The sequence below is a fragment of the Mesorhizobium sp. ISC11 genome, assembly GCF_037162595.1.
GTDB lineage: Bacteria > Pseudomonadota > Alphaproteobacteria > Rhizobiales > Rhizobiaceae > Mesorhizobium > Mesorhizobium ciceri.
On record NZ_JAVSPW010000001.1, the window covers coordinates 2063369 to 2083214 of the forward strand.

General features: G+C 62.5%; 23 protein-coding genes. 8 read left to right on the forward strand and 15 right to left on the reverse strand.

The genetic code is table 11. From position 1 onward, the window contains the following. The first annotated feature begins 88 nt into the window (after positions 1-88). Positions 89-541, forward strand: coding sequence for a MaoC family dehydratase (locus RPF88_RS10245; protein WP_024505350.1), 453 nt, complete (start codon positions 89-91; stop codon positions 539-541). 2 nt (positions 542-543) lie between these two features. Then, a complete protein-coding gene (locus tag RPF88_RS10250) occupies positions 544-1425 on the forward strand; it encodes an HpcH/HpaI aldolase/citrate lyase family protein (protein WP_024505351.1) in 882 nt (293 codons plus the stop codon). Between the two features lie 7 nt (positions 1426-1432). Here RPF88_RS10250 and RPF88_RS10255 read toward each other — a convergent pair whose 3' ends face one another. Beyond that, positions 1433-2107 carry a methyltransferase family protein gene (locus RPF88_RS10255; protein WP_013531970.1) on the reverse strand — a complete coding sequence of 225 codons (675 nt, stop codon included), beginning with the start codon at positions 2105-2107 and terminating at the stop codon, positions 1433-1435. Positions 2108-2503: 396 nt separating this feature from the next. On the opposite strand from RPF88_RS10255, the gene RPF88_RS10260 reads away from it, so the two are divergent. Beyond that, the gene (locus RPF88_RS10260) at positions 2504-3220 is read left to right on the forward strand and encodes a TetR/AcrR family transcriptional regulator (protein WP_337122315.1); all 717 of its coding nucleotides are present in this window, start codon (positions 2504-2506) and stop codon (positions 3218-3220) included. A gap of 18 nt (positions 3221-3238) precedes the next feature. Here the strand turns inward: RPF88_RS10260 and RPF88_RS10265 are convergent, their stop codons facing one another. Both RPF88_RS10265 and RPF88_RS10270 read right to left on the reverse strand, forming a co-directional pair. Further along, positions 3239-3847, reverse strand: coding sequence for a flavin reductase family protein (locus tag RPF88_RS10265; RefSeq protein ID WP_024505354.1), 609 nt, complete (start codon positions 3845-3847; stop codon positions 3239-3241). Then, on the reverse strand, positions 3848-4432 hold the full coding sequence (locus tag RPF88_RS10270; RefSeq protein ID WP_024505355.1) for a nitroreductase family protein: 585 nt from the start codon (positions 4430-4432) through the stop codon (positions 3848-3850). A gap of 157 nt (positions 4433-4589) precedes the next feature. On the opposite strand from RPF88_RS10270, the gene RPF88_RS10275 reads away from it, so the two are divergent. Then, positions 4590-5552 (forward strand): hypothetical protein, encoded by a 963-nt coding sequence (locus RPF88_RS10275; RefSeq protein ID WP_024505356.1) that lies wholly within the window; start codon positions 4590-4592, stop codon positions 5550-5552. 15 nt (positions 5553-5567) lie between these two features. Here RPF88_RS10275 and RPF88_RS10280 read toward each other — a convergent pair whose 3' ends face one another. From RPF88_RS10280 to RPF88_RS10300, 5 genes are all read right to left on the reverse strand, one after another. Next, complete coding sequence (locus RPF88_RS10280) at positions 5568-6506, reverse strand: lysophospholipid acyltransferase family protein (RefSeq protein WP_027162581.1); 939 nt, start codon at positions 6504-6506, stop codon at positions 5568-5570. Positions 6507-6589: 83 nt separating this feature from the next. Then, the gene (gene thrS / locus RPF88_RS10285; protein WP_337122316.1) at positions 6590-8566 is read right to left on the reverse strand and encodes a threonine--tRNA ligase; all 1977 of its coding nucleotides are present in this window, start codon (positions 8564-8566) and stop codon (positions 6590-6592) included. 176 nt (positions 8567-8742) lie between these two features. Beyond that, positions 8743-9570 carry a class D beta-lactamase gene (gene blaOXA, locus RPF88_RS10290; RefSeq protein ID WP_337122317.1) on the reverse strand — a complete coding sequence of 276 codons (828 nt, stop codon included), beginning with the start codon at positions 9568-9570 and terminating at the stop codon, positions 8743-8745. 134 nt (positions 9571-9704) lie between these two features. Further along, positions 9705-10079 carry a membrane protein insertion efficiency factor YidD gene (gene yidD, locus RPF88_RS10295; protein ID WP_013531978.1) on the reverse strand — a complete coding sequence of 125 codons (375 nt, stop codon included), beginning with the start codon at positions 10077-10079 and terminating at the stop codon, positions 9705-9707. Between the two features lie 84 nt (positions 10080-10163). After that, entirely contained in the window at positions 10164-10322 is a 159-nt protein-coding gene (locus RPF88_RS10300; RefSeq protein WP_337122318.1) for a hypothetical protein, read from the reverse strand. Between the two features lie 92 nt (positions 10323-10414). Between RPF88_RS10300 and RPF88_RS10305 the strand changes: the two genes are divergently transcribed. Further along, positions 10415-11332: a LysR substrate-binding domain-containing protein gene (locus tag RPF88_RS10305; protein ID WP_337122319.1), complete on the forward strand. Its 918-nt coding sequence runs from the start codon at positions 10415-10417 to the stop codon at positions 11330-11332. Positions 11333-11435: 103 nt separating this feature from the next. Here the strand turns inward: RPF88_RS10305 and RPF88_RS10310 are convergent, their stop codons facing one another. Then, positions 11436-11882 (reverse strand): iron-sulfur cluster assembly scaffold protein, encoded by a 447-nt coding sequence (locus RPF88_RS10310; RefSeq protein WP_063167874.1) that lies wholly within the window; start codon positions 11880-11882, stop codon positions 11436-11438. A gap of 240 nt (positions 11883-12122) precedes the next feature. On the opposite strand from RPF88_RS10310, the gene folE reads away from it, so the two are divergent. The 3 genes from folE (at position 12123) to RPF88_RS10325 (ending at position 14311) form a co-directional block, all read left to right on the forward strand. Further along, on the forward strand, positions 12123-12758 hold the full coding sequence (folE, locus tag RPF88_RS10315) for a GTP cyclohydrolase I FolE (protein WP_013531982.1): 636 nt from the start codon (positions 12123-12125) through the stop codon (positions 12756-12758). A 35-nt stretch (positions 12759-12793) separates the two neighbouring features. Continuing rightward, entirely contained in the window at positions 12794-13255 is a 462-nt protein-coding gene (hisI, locus tag RPF88_RS10320; RefSeq protein WP_013531983.1) for a phosphoribosyl-AMP cyclohydrolase, read from the forward strand. An 81-nt stretch (positions 13256-13336) separates the two neighbouring features. Then, a complete protein-coding gene (locus RPF88_RS10325) occupies positions 13337-14311 on the forward strand; it encodes a patatin family protein (RefSeq protein ID WP_174299064.1) in 975 nt (324 codons plus the stop codon). A 7-nt stretch (positions 14312-14318) separates the two neighbouring features. Here RPF88_RS10325 and recJ read toward each other — a convergent pair whose 3' ends face one another. The 6 genes from recJ to RPF88_RS10355 form a co-directional block, all read right to left on the reverse strand. Beyond that, positions 14319-16103 (reverse strand): single-stranded-DNA-specific exonuclease RecJ, encoded by a 1785-nt coding sequence (gene recJ / locus RPF88_RS10330; RefSeq protein WP_013531985.1) that lies wholly within the window; start codon positions 16101-16103, stop codon positions 14319-14321. Between the two features lie 178 nt (positions 16104-16281). Beyond that, entirely contained in the window at positions 16282-16515 is a 234-nt protein-coding gene (locus RPF88_RS10335) for a DUF6434 domain-containing protein (protein ID WP_337122321.1), read from the reverse strand. A gap of 73 nt (positions 16516-16588) precedes the next feature. Continuing rightward, positions 16589-17572 carry a class II fructose-bisphosphatase gene (glpX, locus tag RPF88_RS10340; protein WP_013531987.1) on the reverse strand — a complete coding sequence of 328 codons (984 nt, stop codon included), beginning with the start codon at positions 17570-17572 and terminating at the stop codon, positions 16589-16591. Positions 17573-17776: 204 nt separating this feature from the next. Further along, positions 17777-17944, reverse strand: coding sequence for a Thivi_2564 family membrane protein (locus RPF88_RS10345; protein WP_013531988.1), 168 nt, complete (start codon positions 17942-17944; stop codon positions 17777-17779). A 71-nt stretch (positions 17945-18015) separates the two neighbouring features. After that, positions 18016-18372 carry a hypothetical protein gene (locus RPF88_RS10350; RefSeq protein WP_337122325.1) on the reverse strand — a complete coding sequence of 119 codons (357 nt, stop codon included), beginning with the start codon at positions 18370-18372 and terminating at the stop codon, positions 18016-18018. A gap of 129 nt (positions 18373-18501) precedes the next feature. Continuing rightward, positions 18502-19815, reverse strand: a complete 1314-nt coding sequence (locus RPF88_RS10355) for a homoserine dehydrogenase (RefSeq protein WP_013531990.1) — start codon at positions 19813-19815, stop codon at positions 18502-18504. Positions 19816-19846 lie beyond the last annotated feature (31 nt).

Here is a 19846-nt window from a genome sequence, read left to right on the forward strand (position 1 = left end):
GTTTACGAACCGTTCACCATGTTCATTAACTGGCTTGCGAGGCTGATTTGCAGCGCCTATCAACCGTCAAGCACCTGAGGAGAAAGAAATGGCCGGACTTTATCTCGAAGAGTTCGTCGTCGGCCATGTCTTCCAGCACACGCTGCGCAAGACCGTTACCGAAAGCGACAACATGCTGTTTTCGGTGATGACGCTGAACCCGCAGCCGCTGCACATCGACTTCGATTTCGCCGCCAGGAGCGAATGGGGCAAGCCGCTGGTCAATTCGCTGTTCACGCTCGGGCTGATGATCGGCATTTCGGTCAATGACATCACCGTCGGCACCACGGTGGCCAATCTCGGCATGAAGGAAACCGTGTTTCCACATCCGGTCTTCCATGGCGATACCGTTCGCGTCGAGACGACAGTCATTTCGGTGCGCGAGTCCAGGTCGAAGCCCGATCGCGGCATCGTCGAATTCGAGCATCGCGCCTACAACCAGCATGGCGATCTCGTCGCCAAATGCACCAGGCAAGCGATGATGCTGAAGAAGGCGGCCTGATCATGCGCTCGCTGCTGTTCGTCCCCGGTGATTCCGAGAGGAAGCTGGAAAGGGGTTTTGGTGCCGGCGCCGACGTGGTCATCGTCGACCTCGAGGATTCCGTGGCGCCGCACAACAAGGCGCTGGCGCGCGGCGTAGCGGCGCGCTTCATCCTGGAACGCAGGGCACAAACGACTTCCGCCATCTATGTCAGGGTCAATGACCTCGCGACCGGGCTGACGGATGACGATCTGGCGGCGCTGGTTCCGGCGAAACCCGACGGCATCATGCTGCCCAAGTCGAACGGCGGCCAGGATGTGCAGCACCTGTCGGCAAAACTCAGGGTGCGCGAGGCCGAAAAAGGCCTGGCCGACGGCGCGATCAAGATCCTGCCGATCATCACCGAAACGCCGGCAGGCGTGCTGGCGGCGGCAACCTATGCCGGGACCAGCGCGCGGCTTGCCGGGCTCACCTGGGGCGCGGAAGACCTGTCGGCGGCGCTCGGCGCGCGCAGCGCCCGCGACGAGCATGGCCGCTACACGGACGTGTTCCGTCACGCTCGCACCATGACCATACTCGCCGCCGGTGCGGCGGAGGTCGCGGCGATCGACACCGTCTTCCCGAATTTTCGCGACATGGCGGCCTTCGCCGCGGAGTGCGCCGAGGCCGAACGCGATGGCTTCACCGGCAAGATGGCGATCCACCCCGATCAGGTGCCGGTCATCAACGCAGCCTTCACGCCGTCGGCCGAGGCGGTGAGACAATCGGCGGCAATCGTTGCTGCGTTCGCGGCAGCGGGAAGCCCCGGCGTCGTCGCTATCGACGGCAAGATGTTCGACCGCCCGCACCTGCGGCTGGCCGAGCGGCTTCTGGCGCGGGCAAAGGCGGCAGGTGTTTCCGCCTGAGCGCCTGCTACCAAACCAATGGAATCAGGCGGTAACGGACCCGGGCCACATAGTCGTCATAGCCGCGCAGACCGGCGCGAAGCGTTTTCTCTTCGATGAAGGTGCGGATGGCCAAGAGAACGACGAGCACGAGCACCGACGCCAGCCCCCACCAGGAACCAAGCAGAAGTGCCGTGCCGGCGAAGAAGAGGATGGCGCCGGCATACATCGGATGGCGAACGTAGCTGTAAGGCCCGGTGGAGATCACACGTTGTCCGCGTTCGTCCTGGATCTTGACCACGGGCGCCGCAAAACTGTTCTCCAGCATCGTCAGATAGCAGATCCAGATTCCGAGCAGCAGGACCAGTGCGCCGACCACCTGCACCCAGACGGGAACCGCCGACCAGCCGAAACGAACGTCGAATCCCATGAATATCTGAGAACCAAAGATGGCGAGCAGAAGTATGGACAGCAGCACCTTGTCGGCCGCGTCCTGATTCTTCTGGATGGGAGAGCTCAGCCGCTCATTCATCAGACCGGGATCGCGCCTCGCCAGCGCCACGCCCAAGGTGAGACTGAGGCCCACCATCCCCACCAGATAGACCCAGGCCCCCGGCCAATGCAGCGTGCCGGCCGACAGGAAGAGCAAGGCGCCCATAGCGACGAACCAGACGAATGTCTGAAGAACCAATTTCGCGATCATGATCGACCTGCCTTGATATCCGCTGATGATTGATATTTTAGACCATTGGTCTACCATACAGACCACTGGTCTATAGTTCAAGCGAACCTTCGACCCGAGGCTCCGAACTCCAGCTTAACAAAAGGCTTGCAGCAGTCGGTTGTGTTGGCCGCTTTTGCCGGGCAGCCTCCGTGATAGGAATTTTTTCTTGACTCGGTGATCTCAGCTATGGTACATTTTTGCCCATGGTGCTGATTTGCGCCAGTGACCCGCCGCACAGGCGGGTTTTTCGTTTGATGCTCCGTCAGCCAACGCGCAGGCGGAGGCTCCGAAGGGACCCGTTAACCCGAAATTCGTTGCCCTGGCTGCCGACGTCGGGACTGGACGGGAGCAGCCATCACGTGCAGAAAGTTCGTCATGCCCCGTGTCATCAAGCATCCAGAACTCAGGCGAGAAGAACTTCTGGATCATGCCCAGACCCTGTTCCTGACCCAGGGCTATGACAAAGCGAGCCTCAATGACGTGATTGCGTCCGCCGGCATCTCGAAGGGTGCTTTCTATCATTACTTCCCCTCCAAGGAGGCTCTCCTGGAGGCATTGGCCGATCGCTTTGCAAGACAGGCACTGGCTGGGGTCCAGGACATACTCCACGATCCCGGCCTCGACCCGCTTGGCCGCCTGAATGGCCTGCTCAGCCAGTCGCGGCGGGCCAAGATCGAAACCGTGCCGGAAGCTTGGGCTCTTTTCGAGACGATGTTCCGGCCTGAGAATCTGGTGCTTTTCCACCGTATCAATCTGGCCGCCAGCGCGTCGTTTTCACCGCTGCTGGTCAAGGTCATCAGGCAAGGAATCGAAGACGGCACTTTCAGGACCTTCGATCCGGAAGGTGTCGCCGACATCGTCATGCAATTCGGCATGGCCACGCGTGATGTCGTGGCCAAGGCCATTGCCGGCGGCAGCGACGCCGACATGGAGGCCGCGATCGAAGTCCTGGAGAAACGCGTCAGGCTCTACGAGATCGCCCTCGACCGCATACTGGGCCTGCCCGATGGAAGCATTCGGATCGGCGAGCCCGGCTATGTGCGCACCGTCATGACCGCCAGGCGGCGAACGAGTGCCGGCAAGGCGCGGTAACTGGCCGAGCCTTGGTATCTAGTCCTTGTCCCAGCGTGGCCGGCGCATCGAAAACACCTCGTCGACGCTGGCATAGTCCATATAGCCGAGACGAGCGACATTGCCGGCCTTGGTGATGTCGAACAGGCCGTCCGTCAGGAAGGCGTCGTCGATATGCACGCCGACCACTTCACCGGCGACGATGACGGCACTTGTCGGCGACCCGTCCAGGGCCTTTGGCCGAAAAACTTCAGTCACCCGGCATTCGAGCGCGGCCGGCGCTGCCGCCACGCGCGGCGGGGCGACCAGCCGCGACGGCGCCATGGCAAGATCGGCATAGACGAACTCATTGACGCCGCGCGGAGCATTGACTGACGTGCGGTTCATCTTCTCCGCGAGATCGCGGCTGACCAGATTGGCGACGAACTCGCCGGTTTCCTGGGCGAAGGAGGCGCTGTCCTTCTCGCCTTCGGAGGAGAACCAGACGATGAAAGGCCGCGTCGAAACGGCATTGAAGAAGGAATATGGCGCGAGGTTGATCTCACCAGCCCTGTTCAGTGTCGAAATCCAGCCGATCGGACGCGGCGCCACGATCGCCTTCGAAGGGTCGTGCGGCAGGCCGTGGCCCTTTGAAGGCTCGTAGAACATTCAGCCGACCCACGGCCCCGAATAGTCACTGTACAGCTTTGCCGGATCGGGCCGGGGCCGCTCCGGCGCCGGGCCGGCATAGGAGCCGATATGGATGAAGCCGATGACCCGCTCCTGCGGCGCCAGCCCCAGCAGTGCCCTGCCCTCCGGCACATCCGAATACCAGTTGCTGATCATGTTGGTGCCAAAGCCCAGCGCGTTGGCTGATATCATCAGGTTCATCGCCGCCATGCCGCCCGACAGGAACATTTCCCATTGCGGGATTTTTGGATTCTCCCTGGGGACAGATACGACGCCGATCACCAGCGGTGCGCGCGAGAACCGCGCCAGTTCCTGATTGCGGCGGCCCTCCGTCAATGGGCCCTCCCGCTGCTCGGCAAGTGCTGCCAGTTGCCTGCCGATCTCGACGCGGGCGTCGCCACGGTAGAGGATGAAGCGCCAGGGCTCCAACCGGCCATGATCGGGCACCCGGGAGGCAGCAGTGATCATTGTCGCGATCTCCGCATCGCTCGGCGCCGGCTCCTTCAGATCTGGAATCGGTGCGGAGTTTCGGGTCAGCAGGAAGTCGATAATCGGCGACGCCATGGGCGCAAGTCTCCTGGACATTCTGTTTTGAGCTGAAGCGCACCATCGGGGATTCGGGCGGCTCGGGCATTGGCGCGGGATACGCCGGACGGAAGAGTCGTATCGGTCGGACTCTTAAGCCTTGAAATTGCCACCGCCATGGGCTTCAACGCAAGGCATGTTTGAGGGGACTGTCCGTCTTTTCCTGATCTGGCTCGGCGCCCTGCTGTTCATGGCGCCGGTTTCGTTCGCCATGGCGCAGAATGTCGACGGTGTCAGCGACCTGAAGCTTCCGGGAATTTCGAGCTACGCGACGCCGAAAGGCGAGACGTCACTGGCGCTGAGCGGCGGCGGTGCCATCACACTCTCTGCCCAGTTGACCGACAAGGGTTCCGACATCACGCGCGGCATCGTCTGGCGGGTCTTCAAGCCGGAAGCCGTCAACGGCAAATTGCCGATGGTCGCCTCCTCGCATGGCGGCACCGCCGTCTTTCAACTCGAACCCGGCAGCTATCTGGTTCACGCCTCCTACGGCCGGGCCGGCGCCACCAAACGCATCACTGTCGGCAAGGACGCCAAGCGCGAAAGCCTCGTGCTCGATGCCGGCGGCCTCAAGCTCGACGCCGTGCTGTCCGGCGGCGTGCGCATTCCACCGAAGAAGCTGCGCTTTTCGATCTACGAGGGCACTGCCGAGGCCAATGGCGACCGCGCGCTGATCATTCCCGATGTCGAGCCCAACAGCGTCGTGCGGCTCAACGCCGGCATCTACCATGTCGTCTCGACCTATGGCGCGGTCAATGCGGTCATTCGCTCCGACATCCGCGTCGAGGCCGGCAAGCTGACCGAAGCCACCGTCGAGCATCACGCCGCCGAGATCACGATGAAGTTGGTGCGCGAAACCGGTGGCGAGGCGATCGCCGACACGTCCTGGTCACTGCTCAACGAGTCCGGCGATCCGATCAAGGAAACCGTCGGCGCTTTCGCCTCGATGGTGCTGGCCGAGGGCGACTACACCATCATCGCCAAGAACCGCGACCGCATCTACCAGAAGGATTTTACGGTCGTGGCCGGGCAGAACCAGGAAATCGAGGTTCTGGCCACCGAGGCCGCGGCGATGGACCCTGAAGAAGGCGCGGATTAACCTTCGTTTTAAGGATCAAGCCGCCAGCTCGGTCCGCGCCGGCAGGAACGGGATCCGGCGGCGTGGCAAAGCTGGCGCCAGGTCGAACACGCCGCGATAGAGGCGGTCGAGCAAGGCCTTGCGGTCGCGCAACGGCTCCAGTTCGCTCCAGCTCAGCACATCGCCGACGCGCACGTCGATCGCCTTGCCCGACAGCCGCGCGAATTCGTGGATGAGCAGCGATGTGCGCAGCGTCAGCGAGGCCTTGCCGACGAACTTGGCCACCCGGCCGTCGCGCTCGGCCATGTTCATCGGCCCGCTGACAAGATGGAACAGCCTGCCGTTCTGCCCGGAAAAATGCATCGGGATGACCGACGCCCTGGCGTCCTGGACGAGGCGGGCCGGAAACATCTTCCACGGCAGATCGCGCGCCCGGCCAAAACCCTTTGGCGCGGTGGCGACACCGCCGGCCGGAAATACCACGATGGTGACGCCCTCTTTCAACAGTCGCACCGCTTCATGGCGCACGGCCATGTTGTTCTTCAGCGCATCCTTGGTCTCCGAAAAGTCGATCGGCAGCGAATAAGGCTCCATCTCGCGGATCTTGAGCAGATCCTTGTGGATCATCACCCGGAACGGACGGCCGAGCTGCTCGGCCAGCGACAGCACGGCGATACCGTCACCGATGCCGAACGGATGATTGGCGACGATCACCAGCGGCGTGTCCGGCAATTGCGCGGGCGGCCACTGATCAGCGGTCCGCACCCGCACGTCGATCAGGTCGAGCATGCGGCTGAACACGCGTTCGCCGGTCGGCACGATCTGGCGGCGCCAGAAATCATAGAGTGCTGTGTAGCGGTCGCGGCCCGACAAGCCTTCGACCGAATGTATGAACCAGCGCGTCAGCGCCGGCTGGCGCGGATTGGCATAGGAAAGCTCGGGAAAGGGTCGTTCGCGCAATTTCAACTTGAGCATAGGGGCTCGTTACAAGGTCGGCGTGACAGGGATATGAAAATGGCGGTGGATCGCTCCACCGCCATTGGTCGAAATTATGCCAATCAGGCCGCGCGTTTGCGCCGGCGGTCGGGTGTAACAGCTTCCTCGGTCAGTCGCGCGATCGCCTGGTCAAGGCCAAGCGATTCCTGGTCGCGCGAGCCCAGTCGGCGCATGTTGACCGTCTGCTCTTCCGCTTCGCGCTTGCCGCAGACGAGGATGACCGGAACCTTGGCCAGGCTGTGCTCGCGGACCTTGTAGTTGATCTTCTCGTTGCGCAGATCCGCTTCCGCCAACAGCCCAGCGGCCTTGAGCTTTGCCACCACCTCGGTCGCATAGTCGTCGGCATCCGACGTGATCGTCGCCACCACCACCTGCAGCGGCGCGAACCACAGCGGGAAATGGCCGGAATAGTTCTCGATCAGGATGCCGAGGAAGCGCTCCATCGAGCCGCAGATGGCGCGGTGAACCATGACAGGCTGCTTCTTCTCGGAATCCGAGCCGATGTAGAAGGCGCCAAACCGCTCCGGCAGGTTGAAATCGACCTGCGTCGTGCCGCACTGCCATTCGCGGCCGATGGCATCCTTCAGCACATATTCGAATTTCGGCCCGTAGAAGGCGCCCTCACCCGGATTGATCGAGGTCTTGATGCGATTGCCGGACCGTGTCCTGATCGTCTCCAGCACGCCGCCCATGATCGCCTCGGCGTGATCCCACGCCTCGTCGGTACCGACGCGTTTGTCCGGCCGCGTCGAGAGCTTGACGCTGATTTCGTCGAAACCGAAATCAGCATAGGTCGACAGGATCAGATCGTTGATGCGCAGGCATTCCGCCGCCAATTGCTCCTCGGTGCAGAAGATGTGCGCATCGTCTTGCGTAAAACCGCGCACGCGCATCAGCCCGTGCAGCGCGCCGGATGGTTCGTAACGGTGGACGTTGCCGAATTCCGCAAGTTTGACAGGCAGATCGCGATAAGACTTCAACCCATGCTTGAAAATCTGCACATGGCCCGGGCAGTTCATCGGCTTCAGAGCGAAAACCCGGTCGTCATCGGTATCGTCGCCGGCCACCGTCACCTTGAACATGGCGTCGCGATACCATCCCCAATGGCCTGACGTCTCCCACAGGCTCTTGTCGAGAACCTGCGGCGCGTTGACCTCCTGATAGCCCTGCTCGTCGAGGCGGCGGCGCATGTAGTTGACCAGGTTCTGGAACATCTTCCAGCCCTTGGCGTGCCAAAAGACGACGCCAGGCCCCTCTTCCTGGAAATGGAACAGGTCCATCTCGCGGCCGATCTTCCTGTGGTCGCGCTTCTCGGCCTCCTCCAGCATCGTCTGATAGGCTTCGAGCTGCGCCTGATCAGCCCAGGCCGTGCCGTAGATGCGGGTCAGCATCGGATTGTTCGAATCGCCGCGCCAATAGGCGCCGGCCACCTTCATCAGTTTGAAGGCGTTGCCGATCTGCCCCGTCGAGGCCATGTGCGGGCCACGGCAAAGGTCGAACCAGTCGCCCTGCGCGTAGATCTTGAGATCCTGATCCTCGGGAATGGCGTCGATCAGCTCCAGCTTGTAGCGCTCGCCCTTGTCGGCAAACACTTTCTTCGCCTTGTCGCGCGACCAGACTTCCTTGGTGAACGGCTTGTTGCGCGAAATGATCTCGCGCATCTTCTTCTCGATCACGGGAAAATCGTCAGGCGTGAACGGCTCGTTGCGGGCGAAGTCGTAGTAAAACCCGTTCTCGATCACCGGCCCGATGGTCACCTGCGTTCCCGGCCACAATTCCTGCACGGCTTCCGCCAACACATGTGCGGCGTCGTGACGGATCAGTTCGAGTGCGCGCGGGTCGTCGCGGGTGACGATCTCGACCTTGCCGGATTTGCCTAGCGGATCGCTGAGATCGCGGACGGTGCCGTCGATCGCATAGGCGACCGCCTTCTTGGCCAGCGATTTTGAGATCGATTCGGCGAGGCCCGCACCGGTCATCGCCGCGTCGTATTCGCGGACGGAGCCATCGGGAAATGTCAGGGAAACGGAATTCAGCATGTATATCTCCTATCCAGTCCCGCAAACGAGCGCGGGTGGTTGAAATGCATGTCGCCCAAAAGTGTGTGGACGGTTTTGGGGTTACGACATGCAAAGAGTAGGCCGTATGCGTCCGGCAGCGGCTGTCTTTTATGGACAGATTCCGCCGCCGTAAAGCCCGGCTCAAATGTCAGACTTCATTTGATGAGCAGCGGCAGGTCCTTCAGGAACGCGGCCCGGGTCTTGAGGCCTTTGGGCATATCGGTCCGATCGGTGTCGACGACAAGGCGCGCAAAGACGATCTGGCGGCCATCCTTGTTCGCCCAGCCGACGAACCACCCAAGCGAGCGCTTATCCTGAACCTTGTCGGCATCGTTGCGCAGCCTGGTGCTTCCGGTCTTGCCCTGCACCGTCCAGCCTCCGGCCTGGAAGGTCGGGATGATGGCTGATGTCATGTCGTAGGCCCTGGCCGAGACAGGCAGCTTGCGGGCCAGCAGCTTGCGCAGGAAATCGACCTGCTCGACCGGCGTGATCTTGAGCGAGGAGTTTATCCAGGATTGGGTCAAACCATCATTCTTGCCGGGATTGCCGGAAACATCGGCATTGCCGTAGCCGAATTTGGAGACATAGCCAGCCAATTTTTCCGGCCCGAGCCGACTGGTGATTTCACGGGAGAACCAGACGATCGAATCCCGTTCCCAGATCACCGGATCGACGGTCTTCTGGTCCCGCTTCACCGCCTTGAACTCCGGCTTGTAGTCCCACGCCGGCGTATGCTCGTCGCTCAGGATCCCGCTGTCATAGCCGATCAGCGACAGCGGCACCTTGAACGTCGAGGCCGGGCTGAACCGCTGGTCGCACACTCCGTTCTGGTAAAGCGTCTTGCCGCTCGCCGCATCGGCGATCACCGTGCACTGCAAATCCCCCAGCGGCGCCGATTGCGCGCGCAGCGGAAATCCCAGCAGCCAGGCGAGCAGGAACAGGATCCCGGCAAAGATGAAGGGAAGACGGTCGAAATTGCGCATTTTCTGCTCGCTCCAGAAGGGGGTTCGCGAGCGGCTTAGCGGGGTCTCTTGTCTCGATTTTGTCTCAAATGCGCAGTCTTTGTGCAGGCTGTTGTTAACCCTACCGGATCGTAAACCTGCTCTCCCCCCGGCCATCATTCCTGCGCTTTGTCGCGCTTGCTGCCGATCCGCCAGTACCGCCAGGGCATGAACCAGAGATAGCGATCCGCAAGCGCCTCCGGCACGAGGTCTATGCCATGCGTGCCGAATGGCCCGCAGCGCAGCACGCGGAAGAATCCCATCCAGCCGCCGGCCCACAGACCATGGCGGGCGATCGCCTCATGCGCATATTCCGAACAGGTCGGCAGATGCCGGCAGGAATTGCCGACAAAGCCCGACAGCGTCAGCTGGTAGAGGCGCACGAGCGACGTGCCGAGGAGACGGCCTGGCGTCTTGCGCCAGGGGCCGGGCCAGTTGCGGCCGCGTTTTTGCGACCCGTCTATATGCGCATGCCCATGCTGGTCGCGCACCACAGTCTCCGTATCGCGTTTCCCAGGCGATAGATGTGGACTTCCGCCGGAGAACGCAATCCCCGCTCCTTGCGCGCCCCGCCATCACGGACGGGAACGGCGAAACGGCTGCCTGTCAGCCGACGGCGCCCAGCGGCCACGACTGGCCGGCCCCTCGCGGCGCTTTGAATGCTGCTTTTCGTCACGCCATTGAAACGTCACGATCCGCATGACATCGCAAAAAATGCTCAGCAACTGGATCATGGTCGGTCTCCTTTGACATGGATTAGACCGCCGCTGGCCTTCGCCTTCAAACGAGTATAATTTCCACTTCGGATAATCCTGGGTTATGCGAAATGAAGCGTGGGCGCCTGCCGCTGACGGCATTGAGGAGCTTCGAGGCGGCGGGCCGGCATCTGAGCTTCAGCCGGGCCGCCGAGGAGCTTTTCGTCTCGCAGGCGGCGATCAGCCGGCAGATCCGCGAGCTCGAAATCTTCCTGCATCGACCCTTGTTCGAACGTCACCATCGACGAGTCGAACTGACCGACACCGGCCGGCGTCTGCTGGATCAGCTTGTCAGAAGTTTCGACGCCATCGATACCTTGCTTGGCGATCTGGTGGCGACACCGGCGCAGTCCGTGGTCCGTGTCAGTGTCGAGCCGTCGCTTGCCTCCGTGTGGCTGGTGCCCCGGCTCAACCGCTTTCGCCAATTGCGGCCCGACATCGACGTCTCTCTCGAGGTCGATCCAAGGCTGATCGAGTTCCGCAGCGATCAGCCGGAGCTTGCCTTGCGCTTCAGCGCGCATGCCGACTCGTGGCCGCGCAGCCAGGCCGAGCGGCTTGCCTCGACGGTCGATTCGCCGGTCCTGTCGCCGGCGCTGCTTGCTTCTGGCCCTGCCCTCAGGAAGCCAATCGATCTTGGCCGCTACACGCTTTTGCACGAGGAGAATCGCCAGGGCTGGGTGCGCTGGTTCGAAGCGGCCGGCGTGCCCGCCGACGCCGTGCCCGCGCGCGGGCCGATGCTGGCGGATGCGTCGCTTTCAAAGCAGGCCGCCTTGCTCGGACATGGCGTGGCATTGGGCGATCTGTTGCAGATCGGCGGGGAAATCGCATCCGGCGCGCTGGTCAAGCCGTTCGACATCGACGTCGCATCCGGCGCCTATTGGCTGGTGGCCAGAAACCTGCACGACCTCTCGGAGCCGGCCGCCGCGTTCGCCGACTGGCTCAGAAGTGAATTTGCCGAAAGCAGGCGGGCGCTGGAAGCGCAGGTTTAAACCCTTCTGGCCCGGTTCCTGTCCAGCCAAATGCCAAGCAGTGGCAGCAAAGATTTGGGCGCCTGCGCGAAGCCTGCGCACCGTGGACGGCCAAATCCCAAGGTCAGGCCGCTTCTTCGGCGCGCTTCTTCTCGATCTGGCCGATCGCGTCGACCACGGCATCGAAAGTCAGCATGGTCGAAGCGTGCCGCGCCTTGTAGTCGCGCACCGGCTCCAAATATCTGAGATCCGCAAAGCGGCCGTCCGGCGGGGCGCCATTTTCCTTGAGCATCTTCAGCATGGAGTCGCGCACCGCGCGCAATTCCTCGGCACTCGCGCCGACGACATGCTGCGCCATGATCGATGACGACGCCTGGCCGAGCGCGCAGGCCTTCACGTCATGGGCAAAGTCCGTGACGACGCCGTCCTGCATCTTGAGGTCGACGGTGACGGTCGAACCGCATAGCTTGGAGTGCGCCTTGGCGGTCGCGTCAGGATGATCGAGACGGCCGATGCGGGCGATGTTTCCGGCAAAACCGAGAATTTTCGCGTTGTAGACGTCGTTTATCATAATTTTCCAATCCGTCGCCGCCAAGCGAACAGCGATTGCCGCTGTCGTGTCTTCCTTTCGCTCGCTATGACCTTATATAATGCTGGCAGTCCGGTATCGACAAGAACGACGAAAGCCAATGTCCTTGCCGGGAAGTTCACGCCGCTTACGGGGCTGGAAACGGGGCGAGTTTCCGACACCGAAAGGTCGTGGTCCGTTCAACTCGTTCCTCCGCCGAGAGGGACTACGGGAGACGCCTTTATGGATGCCGTCATCAAGAAGCTCATGCCACAGTCAGCCTATATGGAAAAGCCGGTCACCGACCGGCCAAGCGAAGCCGAAGTCGAAGCCGCCGTGCGCACACTTTTGCGCTGGACCGGCGACAATCCGGACCGCGAAGGGTTGGTCGACACGCCGAAGCGGGTGGCAAAGGCCTTTCGCGAAATGTTCGGTGGTTACGACATGTGCCCGGCCGACGAGCTCGGCCGCACCTTCGAGGAGGTCGCCGGCTACGATGACCTGGTCATCGTCAAGGACATAACATTCCATTCGCATTGCGAGCACCACATGGTGCCGATCATCGGCAAGGCGCATGTCGGGTATCTTCCGGACGGCAAGGTCGTCGGCCTGTCCAAGATCGCGCGTGTCGTCGATATCTTCGCCCACCGCCTGCAAACCCAGGAGGCGCTGACGGCGCAGATCGCCGGCGTCATCCAGGACGTGCTCAATCCGCGCGGCGTCGCCGTCATGATCGAGGCCGAGCACATGTGCATGGCCATGCGCGGCATCCGCAAGCAGGGATCAACCACGCTGACCTCGACCTTCACCGGCGTTTTCAAGGACACGCCCGAAGAGCAGGTCCGTTTCGTCACCATGGTGCGCGGCGGCGGGGTCTGATCGGCCCTCGCCGGCCATCAAAATAAGGACCGGCGATGTCGGCACTGGAATTTCCAAAAGCTCCGTCGGACAAGAAGGCTCTCGAGGAAGGCGCGGTGTTTTCGCCGCGCTTCGATGCAGCCGGGCTGGTCACGGTCGTCGTGACAGACGCCGCGGACGGCATGCTGTTGATGGTTGCGCATATGAACGCGCAAGCACTGGCGCTGACGCTTGAGACCGGCATCGCCCACTACTGGTCGCGCTCGCGCAGCGCGCTTTGGAAAAAGGGCGAAACATCAGGCAATTTTCAGCATGTCGTCGAGATGCTCACGGATTGTGACCAGGATGCCATATGGTTGCGCGTCAAAGTGTTGGGCCACGACGCAACCTGTCACACTGGCCGGCGTTCATGCTTTTATCGGACGGTGGGGCTGGTCGACGGCAAAGGGACGCTTGCCATCGACGGCAGCAAGCCGCTGTTCGATGCGGAAAACACGTATCGGAAACCAACAGCTTGAACCTTCTGCCTGACACCGACGACACAGATTCATCATTTCGATACGCCCCGCTCGTATAGTAGCCGTGGGACAAGGGAGATTATGATGCTCGAGTGGGCGTCATTGCGTAACAGACCAGATGTCAGGGAGGCCAACGGCCTGTCCTCGTCAGGCGGCGCGTCCGAAACGAACTCCCAAAAGAAAACAGGCATTTCGCTCGCCTTGGGTGGCGGGTGCGCCCGCGGCTGGGCGCATATCGGCGTGCTGCGCGCGCTGGATGAAGCCGGCATCGAAGTATCGATGATCGCCGGCACCTCGATCGGCGCGCTGGTCGGCGGCTGCTATCTCGCCGGCAAACTGGACGAGCTCGAAGAATTCGCCCGCAGCCTGACCAAGCGCCGCATTTTCGGCCTGCTCGATCTCAATTTACGCGGCAGCGGCCTGTTCGGCGGCATGAAACTCGATGCAAGGCTGCGCGAGCACATGGCCGGCATTCGTTTCGAGGACCTTGCCAAGCCGTTCGTCGCGGTCACTTCCGAAATCCGCACGGGCCACGAAATCTGGCTGTCGAGCGGCTCATTGATCACCGCCATGCGCGCCTCTTATGCGCTTCCCGGCGTGTTCGAGCCGGTGAATTGCAACGGCCGCGTGCTGGTCGACGGCGCTCTGGTCAACCCCGTACCGGTTTCGGTCTGCCGCGCCTACGAGCAGCCGCTCGTCGTGGCGGTCAACCTTCACTATGACCTGTTCGGCCGTGCCGCCGTCATCAAGCACAGCGCAGGCGAACTGGTCGTCGAAAAGGACGCGCCGAGGGCCGGACATGGCGATCCCGAACACCAGTCGCATCAGACCCGGCTCGGCATCACCGGCGTCATGGTCGAGGCCTTCAACATCATCCAGGACCGCATTTCGCGCGCCAGGCTTGCCGGCGACCCGCCCGACATGTCGCTGCAGCCGAAGCTCAGCCATATCGGCCTGACCGAGTTCCACCGCGCCGACGAGGCGATCAATCTCGGCTATCAGGCGACGATGGCGCAGATCGGCGAACTGACCCGGCTGCAGACAGTTCTCGCCTGATCAAAACCTACGCACGAGCCGCATCGGTGATACGAAACTGAACGGTGCGGTTGCCGTTCCAGTAATTCCCTGAGAGCGAACCGGCGACGTGGATTGTCTTGCCCCGGTTCTTGAACAGGAATTCGCCAAGCGCGGTATCGACGGCGCGAAAGGCGATCGCCTGGATCCGGCCGCCGCTTTCCGATTGCAGCTCGACGCGGATGTGATTGGTGCCGACCGGCCGCGCATCGGCCAACCGGTGGCGCGGCAACGCGAAAACAGGGGCCACGTGCCCGGCACCGAAAGGTCCGGCTTGTTCCAGCGCGTCGAGCAGGCTGAGTGTCGCGCCTTCAGCGGCAAGCGCACCGTCTATGGCCAGGCTTTCCTCGCCCTGCAGGCGAAACACGTCGGCTGCCGCCCGCTCTTCGAAAAACGCCCTGAGCTCACCAAGCCTCGCCCGCTCGACGGTGATGCCCGCCGCCATGCCATGCCCGCCACCCTTGACGATCAGACCGGCAATGGCCGCCTCGCGCACCAGCCGGCCGAGGTCGAAACCCGAGACCGAGCGGCCCGAGCCGGTGCCGATGCCGTTGGCGTTGAAGGCGATGGCGAATGCCGGCCGGCGGGCATGATCCTTCAGCCGTGAGGCGAGCAAACCGACGATGCCCGGATGCCAGCTGTTGCTGGCGGTGACGACGATCGCCGGGCCATTGCCGCCGGCGAGCTCCGCATCGGCCTCGGCGCGCGCCGCCGCCAGCATCTCCTGCTCCATCAGCTGCCGTTCCTGGTTGAGCCGGTCGAGCGTCTCGGCAATGGTGCGCGCCTCGACCGGGTCGTCGGTCGCAAGCAACCGGCTGCCAAGTGCGGCATCGCCGATGCGTCCGCCGGCATTGATGCGCGGGCCGATCAGATAGGCCAGATGGAAAGTGCTGATCGGCTCGCCGATGCGCGACACCCGTGCCAGTGCCGCGAGCCCTTCGTTCTTCTGCTGGCGCGCCATCTGCAGCCCCTTGACCACGAAGGCACGGTTGACGCCGGTCAGCGGCACCACATCACAAACGGTGGCCAATGCCACGATATCGAGCAGCGAAAGCAGGTCCGGCGGCGTAGCATCGGCCATGCGGCTACGCAGGATCCTGGCCGTCTGCACAAGGGCGAGGAAGACCACGCCGGCGGCACAGAGATGGCCCTGCCCGGAAAGGTCGTCGTCGCGATTGGGATTGACGACAGCGATTGCCGCCGGCAAGGCACCGCCGACCTGGTGGTGGTCGAGCACCACGACATCGGCCCCGGCCTCATTGGCGGCATCGATGGAGGCGGCGCTGTTGGTGCCGCAATCGACGGTGACGATCAGTGTCGCGCCACGCGAAACAAGTTCGCGCATGGCGTCGGGGTTGGGGCCATAGCCCTCGAAAATACGATCCGGGATGTAGATTTCCGACGGCACCGAGAAATGCGTGAGGAACCGCTTCAGCAAGGCCGACGAGGCGGCGCCGTCGACATCATAGTCGCCGAAGATCGCCACCTTTTCCCTGGCCATCACCGCGGCGGCGATCCGGGCCGCCGCCCTGTCCATGTCGGTCAGCGATGCCGGATCCGGCAGAAGATCGCGGATCGTCGGATCGAGAAACCGCTCGGTCTGCTCGGCGGTGACGCCGCGGCCGGCAAGCACCCGTGCTACGATATCGGGTACCCCGTAGCCTTGCGCGATGGCGAGCGCGATCATGTCCTGCCGCTCGGTCAGCCGGTGCTCCCAGGAAACCCCTGATACCGACTGCCTGACATCGAGGAAGAGGCGCTTTTCGCCGGTCATACGCTTTGCCAACTCATCGTTGGCCGCACGATAGTGCATGTCGCCCAAAAGTGCGCAGCGGTTTTGGGGCGACGACCTGCATTGGCAACGATTTAAATCGTGTCACGTTCATGCGACGCTCTATAGGCCAAAGGCAGGCAAAGCCAAGCGATTCACGGTGTGCGCCGTCCGGGAAGTGTCAAGAAAACTGCGCTTTCCGCTTTTCAGCCTGGCGCCGAAGCCATTCGTCGGCCGCATCGCCCATCGTCTTTTCCACACCGTCCTTGAGCCAGGCCATGAAAGGCCGGTCGAAGCTGAATGCGTAGCTGCATTCCCGGATGAGAAAGCGACGCACATTCTGGGTGTTGCGATAAGACTGCGTGATGGCGGTGGCGCGCGAGATCGGATCCGCGTGCCAGTCGAACGGTTTCATCGTCAAATCCTTGCAGCCAATATCGGGTGCGCCCGAATGGCTAACAATTGCAAGGTGGCTTCGCAAGCAAGCGTCAGAACTTATCCAGGTCCTGATGGCGTGCCTTGATCTCGCGCACCGTCCGCGACGACGAGCGCAGCACGATGGTGTGGGTGGTGATGTAATTGTGGCCGAACTTGACGCCAGCCAGCATGTTGCCGTCGGTGACACCGGTGGCCGCAAACAGCACATCGCCGCGCGCCATGTCCTCCGTCCGATAGACCCGTTTCGGATTGGAAATACCCATCTTTGCCGCGCGAGCAACCTTTTCCGGTGTGTCGAGGATCAGCCTGCCCTGCATCTGGCCGCCGGTGCAGCGCAGCGCGGCGGCGGCCAGCACGCCCTCGGGTGCTCCGCCAGTGCCGAGATAGATATCGATGCCGGTTTCTTCCGGATCCGTGGTGTGGATGACGCCGGCGACATCGCCGTCGCCGATCAGCCGGATCGCGGCACCCGTGGCGCGCACGGCATCGATCAGCTTGGCATGACGTGGCCGGTCGAGGATACAGGTGGTGATGTCCGAAATAGCCACGCCCTTGGCGCGGGCGAGGCTGGCGATGTTTTCGGCCGGTGAGGCATCGATATCGATGACGCCGTCCGCATAGCCCGGACCGATGGCGATCTTGTCCATGTAGACATCGGGCGCAAACAGCAGGCTGCCCTTTTCGGCGATGGCGATGACGGCGAGCGCATTGGGCAGGTTCTTGGCGCAGATCGTCGTGCCTTCGAGCGGATCGAGCGCGATATCGACCGCCGGACCTTTGCCGGAGCCGACTTCTTCGCCGATATAGAGCATCGGCGCTTCATCGCGCTCGCCCTCGCCGATCACCACCGTGCCCCTGATGGAAAGCCGGTTGAGTTCCTGGCGCATGGCATCCACGGCGACCTGGTCGGCCGCCTTTTCGTCGCCGCGCCCACGCAGCCTGGCGGCCGCGACGGCGGCCCGTTCGGTGACGCGCACCAGTTCCATGGTGAGTATCCGGTCAAGGCCGGCGACGATGTTCTGGGCCACATTCATCTGGTAATTTCCTCGTTGGCAATGCGGCCTCCCGCCGGAGGCGGGCCTGTTTTGTCAAACGAGCATGACAACGGCAAGACCTGCCACGAATATTATCGAATATCCAACAATATCAATCGATTAAACTACGTCTTGAAACACGACCGGCCCGATCGCCACGCGCCGGGCCAGTCTTAAAACGGTGAGAATGGCGGCCTTCGCGGCCTAAAAAACCGCGAGGTATTTGAGCAGCGAAATGATGCCGATGATGATGACGATGACCTGAACTATCTGTCTCATCCGGCCATCGAGCGGCAGGCGTTGAACCAGATAGAGAACGAGGATGATGACGAGGAATGTGATCAGGATGCCGATCAACGCTGATGAAGCCATGGTGTCCTCCTTAAAAGTGATTTGCTGAAAACAATAGAAAAGGCCGGAAGCCCGGCCCTATTGCGCTACGGTCAATACCAGCGGCGGGAGGTATCGTTCGTCGATTGAGCAATGGCGAAGCCGGCCAGAAAGCCGAGCAGGCCGATCACGCCGACCAAAGCTGTCGTCGTACCAGGATTCTCGCGCGCGACTTCCGAAACAGCCTGGGCCTGGCTGCGCAGTTGTTGCGCCGTACGCGAAGCGCGGTTCGCCGCGGTGTCGTACAACTCGGACGCCTGTTCGCTGGCGTCATCGAGCATCTCCGCGCCTCGCGCCGAGATGCTCTTGTTGATCTTGGTGATCTCCCTGCGCAGTTCGGCAATCTGCTTTTCCAGCGTCTTCTGGATGTCGTCGATATCGGGGGTGTCGGATTTGTTGGTGTCAGCCATGAAGCGGTTCCTCTGGTTGGTGACCAAGAGAACGGCGTCGACGCGAATTCGTTCCGGTCTGTGGCGGCTGCCTGCCTCCAGACCGGACCTCAATGCCTGCGGAATTTCCCGCGCGACTGTCGGACAGAGCTACCCTGCCCGTTCGATGCGGATGACCTGCGGTTTGTCGGTCAGATGTCCGTCCTTGGTGATGCCGTCTACCGCCTTGCGCACGGCGGCCTCCGTCGTCTCGTGGGTGACAAGGATCACTGTCTTCTGTGCCGCCGCCTCGCCGTTGACTGCGTGCTGGACGATCGATTCCAGCGAGATGTCATTGTCGGCCATGCGCTTGGCGATTGCCGCGAACACGCCGATGCGGTCGTGCACGGTCAGCCGGATGAAATAACCGCCGGCATGGCTGCGCATCTGCGCCTTCTTGTAGGGTTTCAGCTCCTTGGCCGGCCGGCCGAAGACCGGACCATGCTGGAAGCCTGGCCGGCTCTTGGCGATGTCGGCGATGTCGCCGATGACGGCCGATGCGGTGGCGTTGCCGCCCGCACCGGGGCCGGACAGCAGCAGCTCGCCCAGAATGTCGGTCTCGATCGCCACCGCATTGGTGACGCCATGCACCTGCGCGATGACCGATGCGGTCGGCACCATGGTAGGATGCACGCGCTGCTCGATGCCGCTCTCGGTGCGCTGGGCGACACCCAGCAGCTTGATCCGGTAGCCAAGATCGGCGGCCGCGCGGATGTCGGCCTGGGTGATGTTGGAAATGCCTTCCATGTAGATGTCGTTGGCGGCGATCCTGGTGCCAAAGGCAAGGCTGGTCAGGATCGACAGCTTGTGCGCCGTGTCGTGGCCCTCGATGTCGAAGGTCGGATCAGCCTCGGCATAGCCCAGCCGCTGCGCGTCCTTCAGGCAAGCATCGAACGAGATGCCCTCGGCCTCCATGCGGGTCAGGATGTAGTTACAGGTGCCGTTGAGGATGCCGAACACGCGGGTGACCGAATTGCCGGCCATCGCCTCACGCATCGTCTTGATGACGGGGATGCCGCCCGCCACCGCCGCCTCGTAATTGAGAAGCACGCCCTTCTTCTCGGCGATCTCGGCCAGCGCCACGCCATGCTTGGCCAGCAGCGCCTTGTTGGCGGTGACGACGTGACGGCCGGCTTCGAGTGCCGTCTTCACCGATGAGCGCGCCGGGCCCTCGTCGCCGCCGATCAGTTCGACGAACACGTCGATTTCTGCGGTCTGGGCCATCTTGACCGGATCGTCGAACCACTTTGCAGAGCTCAAATCGACGCCCCGATCGCGCTTGTGGTCGCGCGCCGAGACGGCGGTGACGATCACGTCACGGCCGCACTGGCGGGTCAGTTCCACCGCTTTGTCGCGCAGCACGCGCGCCACCGATGCACCGACCGTGCCGAGGCCGGCAATTCCAACACGCAATGCTTCAGCCATGTCCGGCGACGTCCCTCAAAGTCAGATCGAA

What these genes read in the sequence shown, in the direction of transcription:
- RPF88_RS10305 (WP_337122319.1), top strand. Translation starts at nt 10,415, where the DNA reads ATGAAGCGTGGGCGCCTGCCGCTGACGGCATTGAGGAGCTTCGAGGCG.
- RPF88_RS10245 (WP_024505350.1), top strand. Translation starts at nt 89, where the DNA reads ATGGCCGGACTTTATCTCGAAGAGTTCGTCGTCGGCCATGTCTTCCAG.
- RPF88_RS10355 (WP_013531990.1), bottom strand. Translation starts at nt 19,815, where the DNA reads ATGGCTGAAGCATTGCGTGTTGGAATTGCCGGCCTCGGCACGGTCGGT.
- RPF88_RS10260 (WP_337122315.1), top strand. Translation starts at nt 2,504, where the DNA reads ATGCCCCGTGTCATCAAGCATCCAGAACTCAGGCGAGAAGAACTTCTG.
- folE (WP_013531982.1), top strand. Translation starts at nt 12,123, where the DNA reads ATGGATGCCGTCATCAAGAAGCTCATGCCACAGTCAGCCTATATGGAA.
- hisI (WP_013531983.1), top strand. Translation starts at nt 12,794, where the DNA reads ATGTCGGCACTGGAATTTCCAAAAGCTCCGTCGGACAAGAAGGCTCTC.
- RPF88_RS10250 (WP_024505351.1), top strand. Translation starts at nt 544, where the DNA reads ATGCGCTCGCTGCTGTTCGTCCCCGGTGATTCCGAGAGGAAGCTGGAA.
- recJ (WP_013531985.1), bottom strand. Translation starts at nt 16,103, where the DNA reads ATGACCGGCGAAAAGCGCCTCTTCCTCGATGTCAGGCAGTCGGTATCA.
- RPF88_RS10350 (WP_337122325.1), bottom strand. Translation starts at nt 18,372, where the DNA reads ATGGCTGACACCAACAAATCCGACACCCCCGATATCGACGACATCCAG.
- thrS (WP_337122316.1), bottom strand. Translation starts at nt 8,566, where the DNA reads ATGCTGAATTCCGTTTCCCTGACATTTCCCGATGGCTCCGTCCGCGAA.
- RPF88_RS10280 (WP_027162581.1), bottom strand. Translation starts at nt 6,506, where the DNA reads ATGCTCAAGTTGAAATTGCGCGAACGACCCTTTCCCGAGCTTTCCTAT.
- RPF88_RS10265 (WP_024505354.1), bottom strand. Translation starts at nt 3,847, where the DNA reads ATGTTCTACGAGCCTTCAAAGGGCCACGGCCTGCCGCACGACCCTTCG.
- blaOXA (WP_337122317.1), bottom strand. Translation starts at nt 9,570, where the DNA reads ATGCGCAATTTCGACCGTCTTCCCTTCATCTTTGCCGGGATCCTGTTC.
- glpX (WP_013531987.1), bottom strand. Translation starts at nt 17,572, where the DNA reads ATGAATGTGGCCCAGAACATCGTCGCCGGCCTTGACCGGATACTCACC.
- RPF88_RS10325 (WP_174299064.1), top strand. Translation starts at nt 13,337, where the DNA reads ATGATGCTCGAGTGGGCGTCATTGCGTAACAGACCAGATGTCAGGGAG.
- RPF88_RS10345 (WP_013531988.1), bottom strand. Translation starts at nt 17,944, where the DNA reads ATGGCTTCATCAGCGTTGATCGGCATCCTGATCACATTCCTCGTCATC.
- RPF88_RS10335 (WP_337122321.1), bottom strand. Translation starts at nt 16,515, where the DNA reads ATGAAACCGTTCGACTGGCACGCGGATCCGATCTCGCGCGCCACCGCC.
- RPF88_RS10275 (WP_024505356.1), top strand. Translation starts at nt 4,590, where the DNA reads ATGTTTGAGGGGACTGTCCGTCTTTTCCTGATCTGGCTCGGCGCCCTG.
- RPF88_RS10255 (WP_013531970.1), bottom strand. Translation starts at nt 2,107, where the DNA reads ATGATCGCGAAATTGGTTCTTCAGACATTCGTCTGGTTCGTCGCTATG.
- RPF88_RS10270 (WP_024505355.1), bottom strand. Translation starts at nt 4,432, where the DNA reads ATGGCGTCGCCGATTATCGACTTCCTGCTGACCCGAAACTCCGCACCG.
- RPF88_RS10310 (WP_063167874.1), bottom strand. Translation starts at nt 11,882, where the DNA reads ATGATAAACGACGTCTACAACGCGAAAATTCTCGGTTTTGCCGGAAAC.
- RPF88_RS10300 (WP_337122318.1), bottom strand. Translation starts at nt 10,322, where the DNA reads ATGATCCAGTTGCTGAGCATTTTTTGCGATGTCATGCGGATCGTGACG.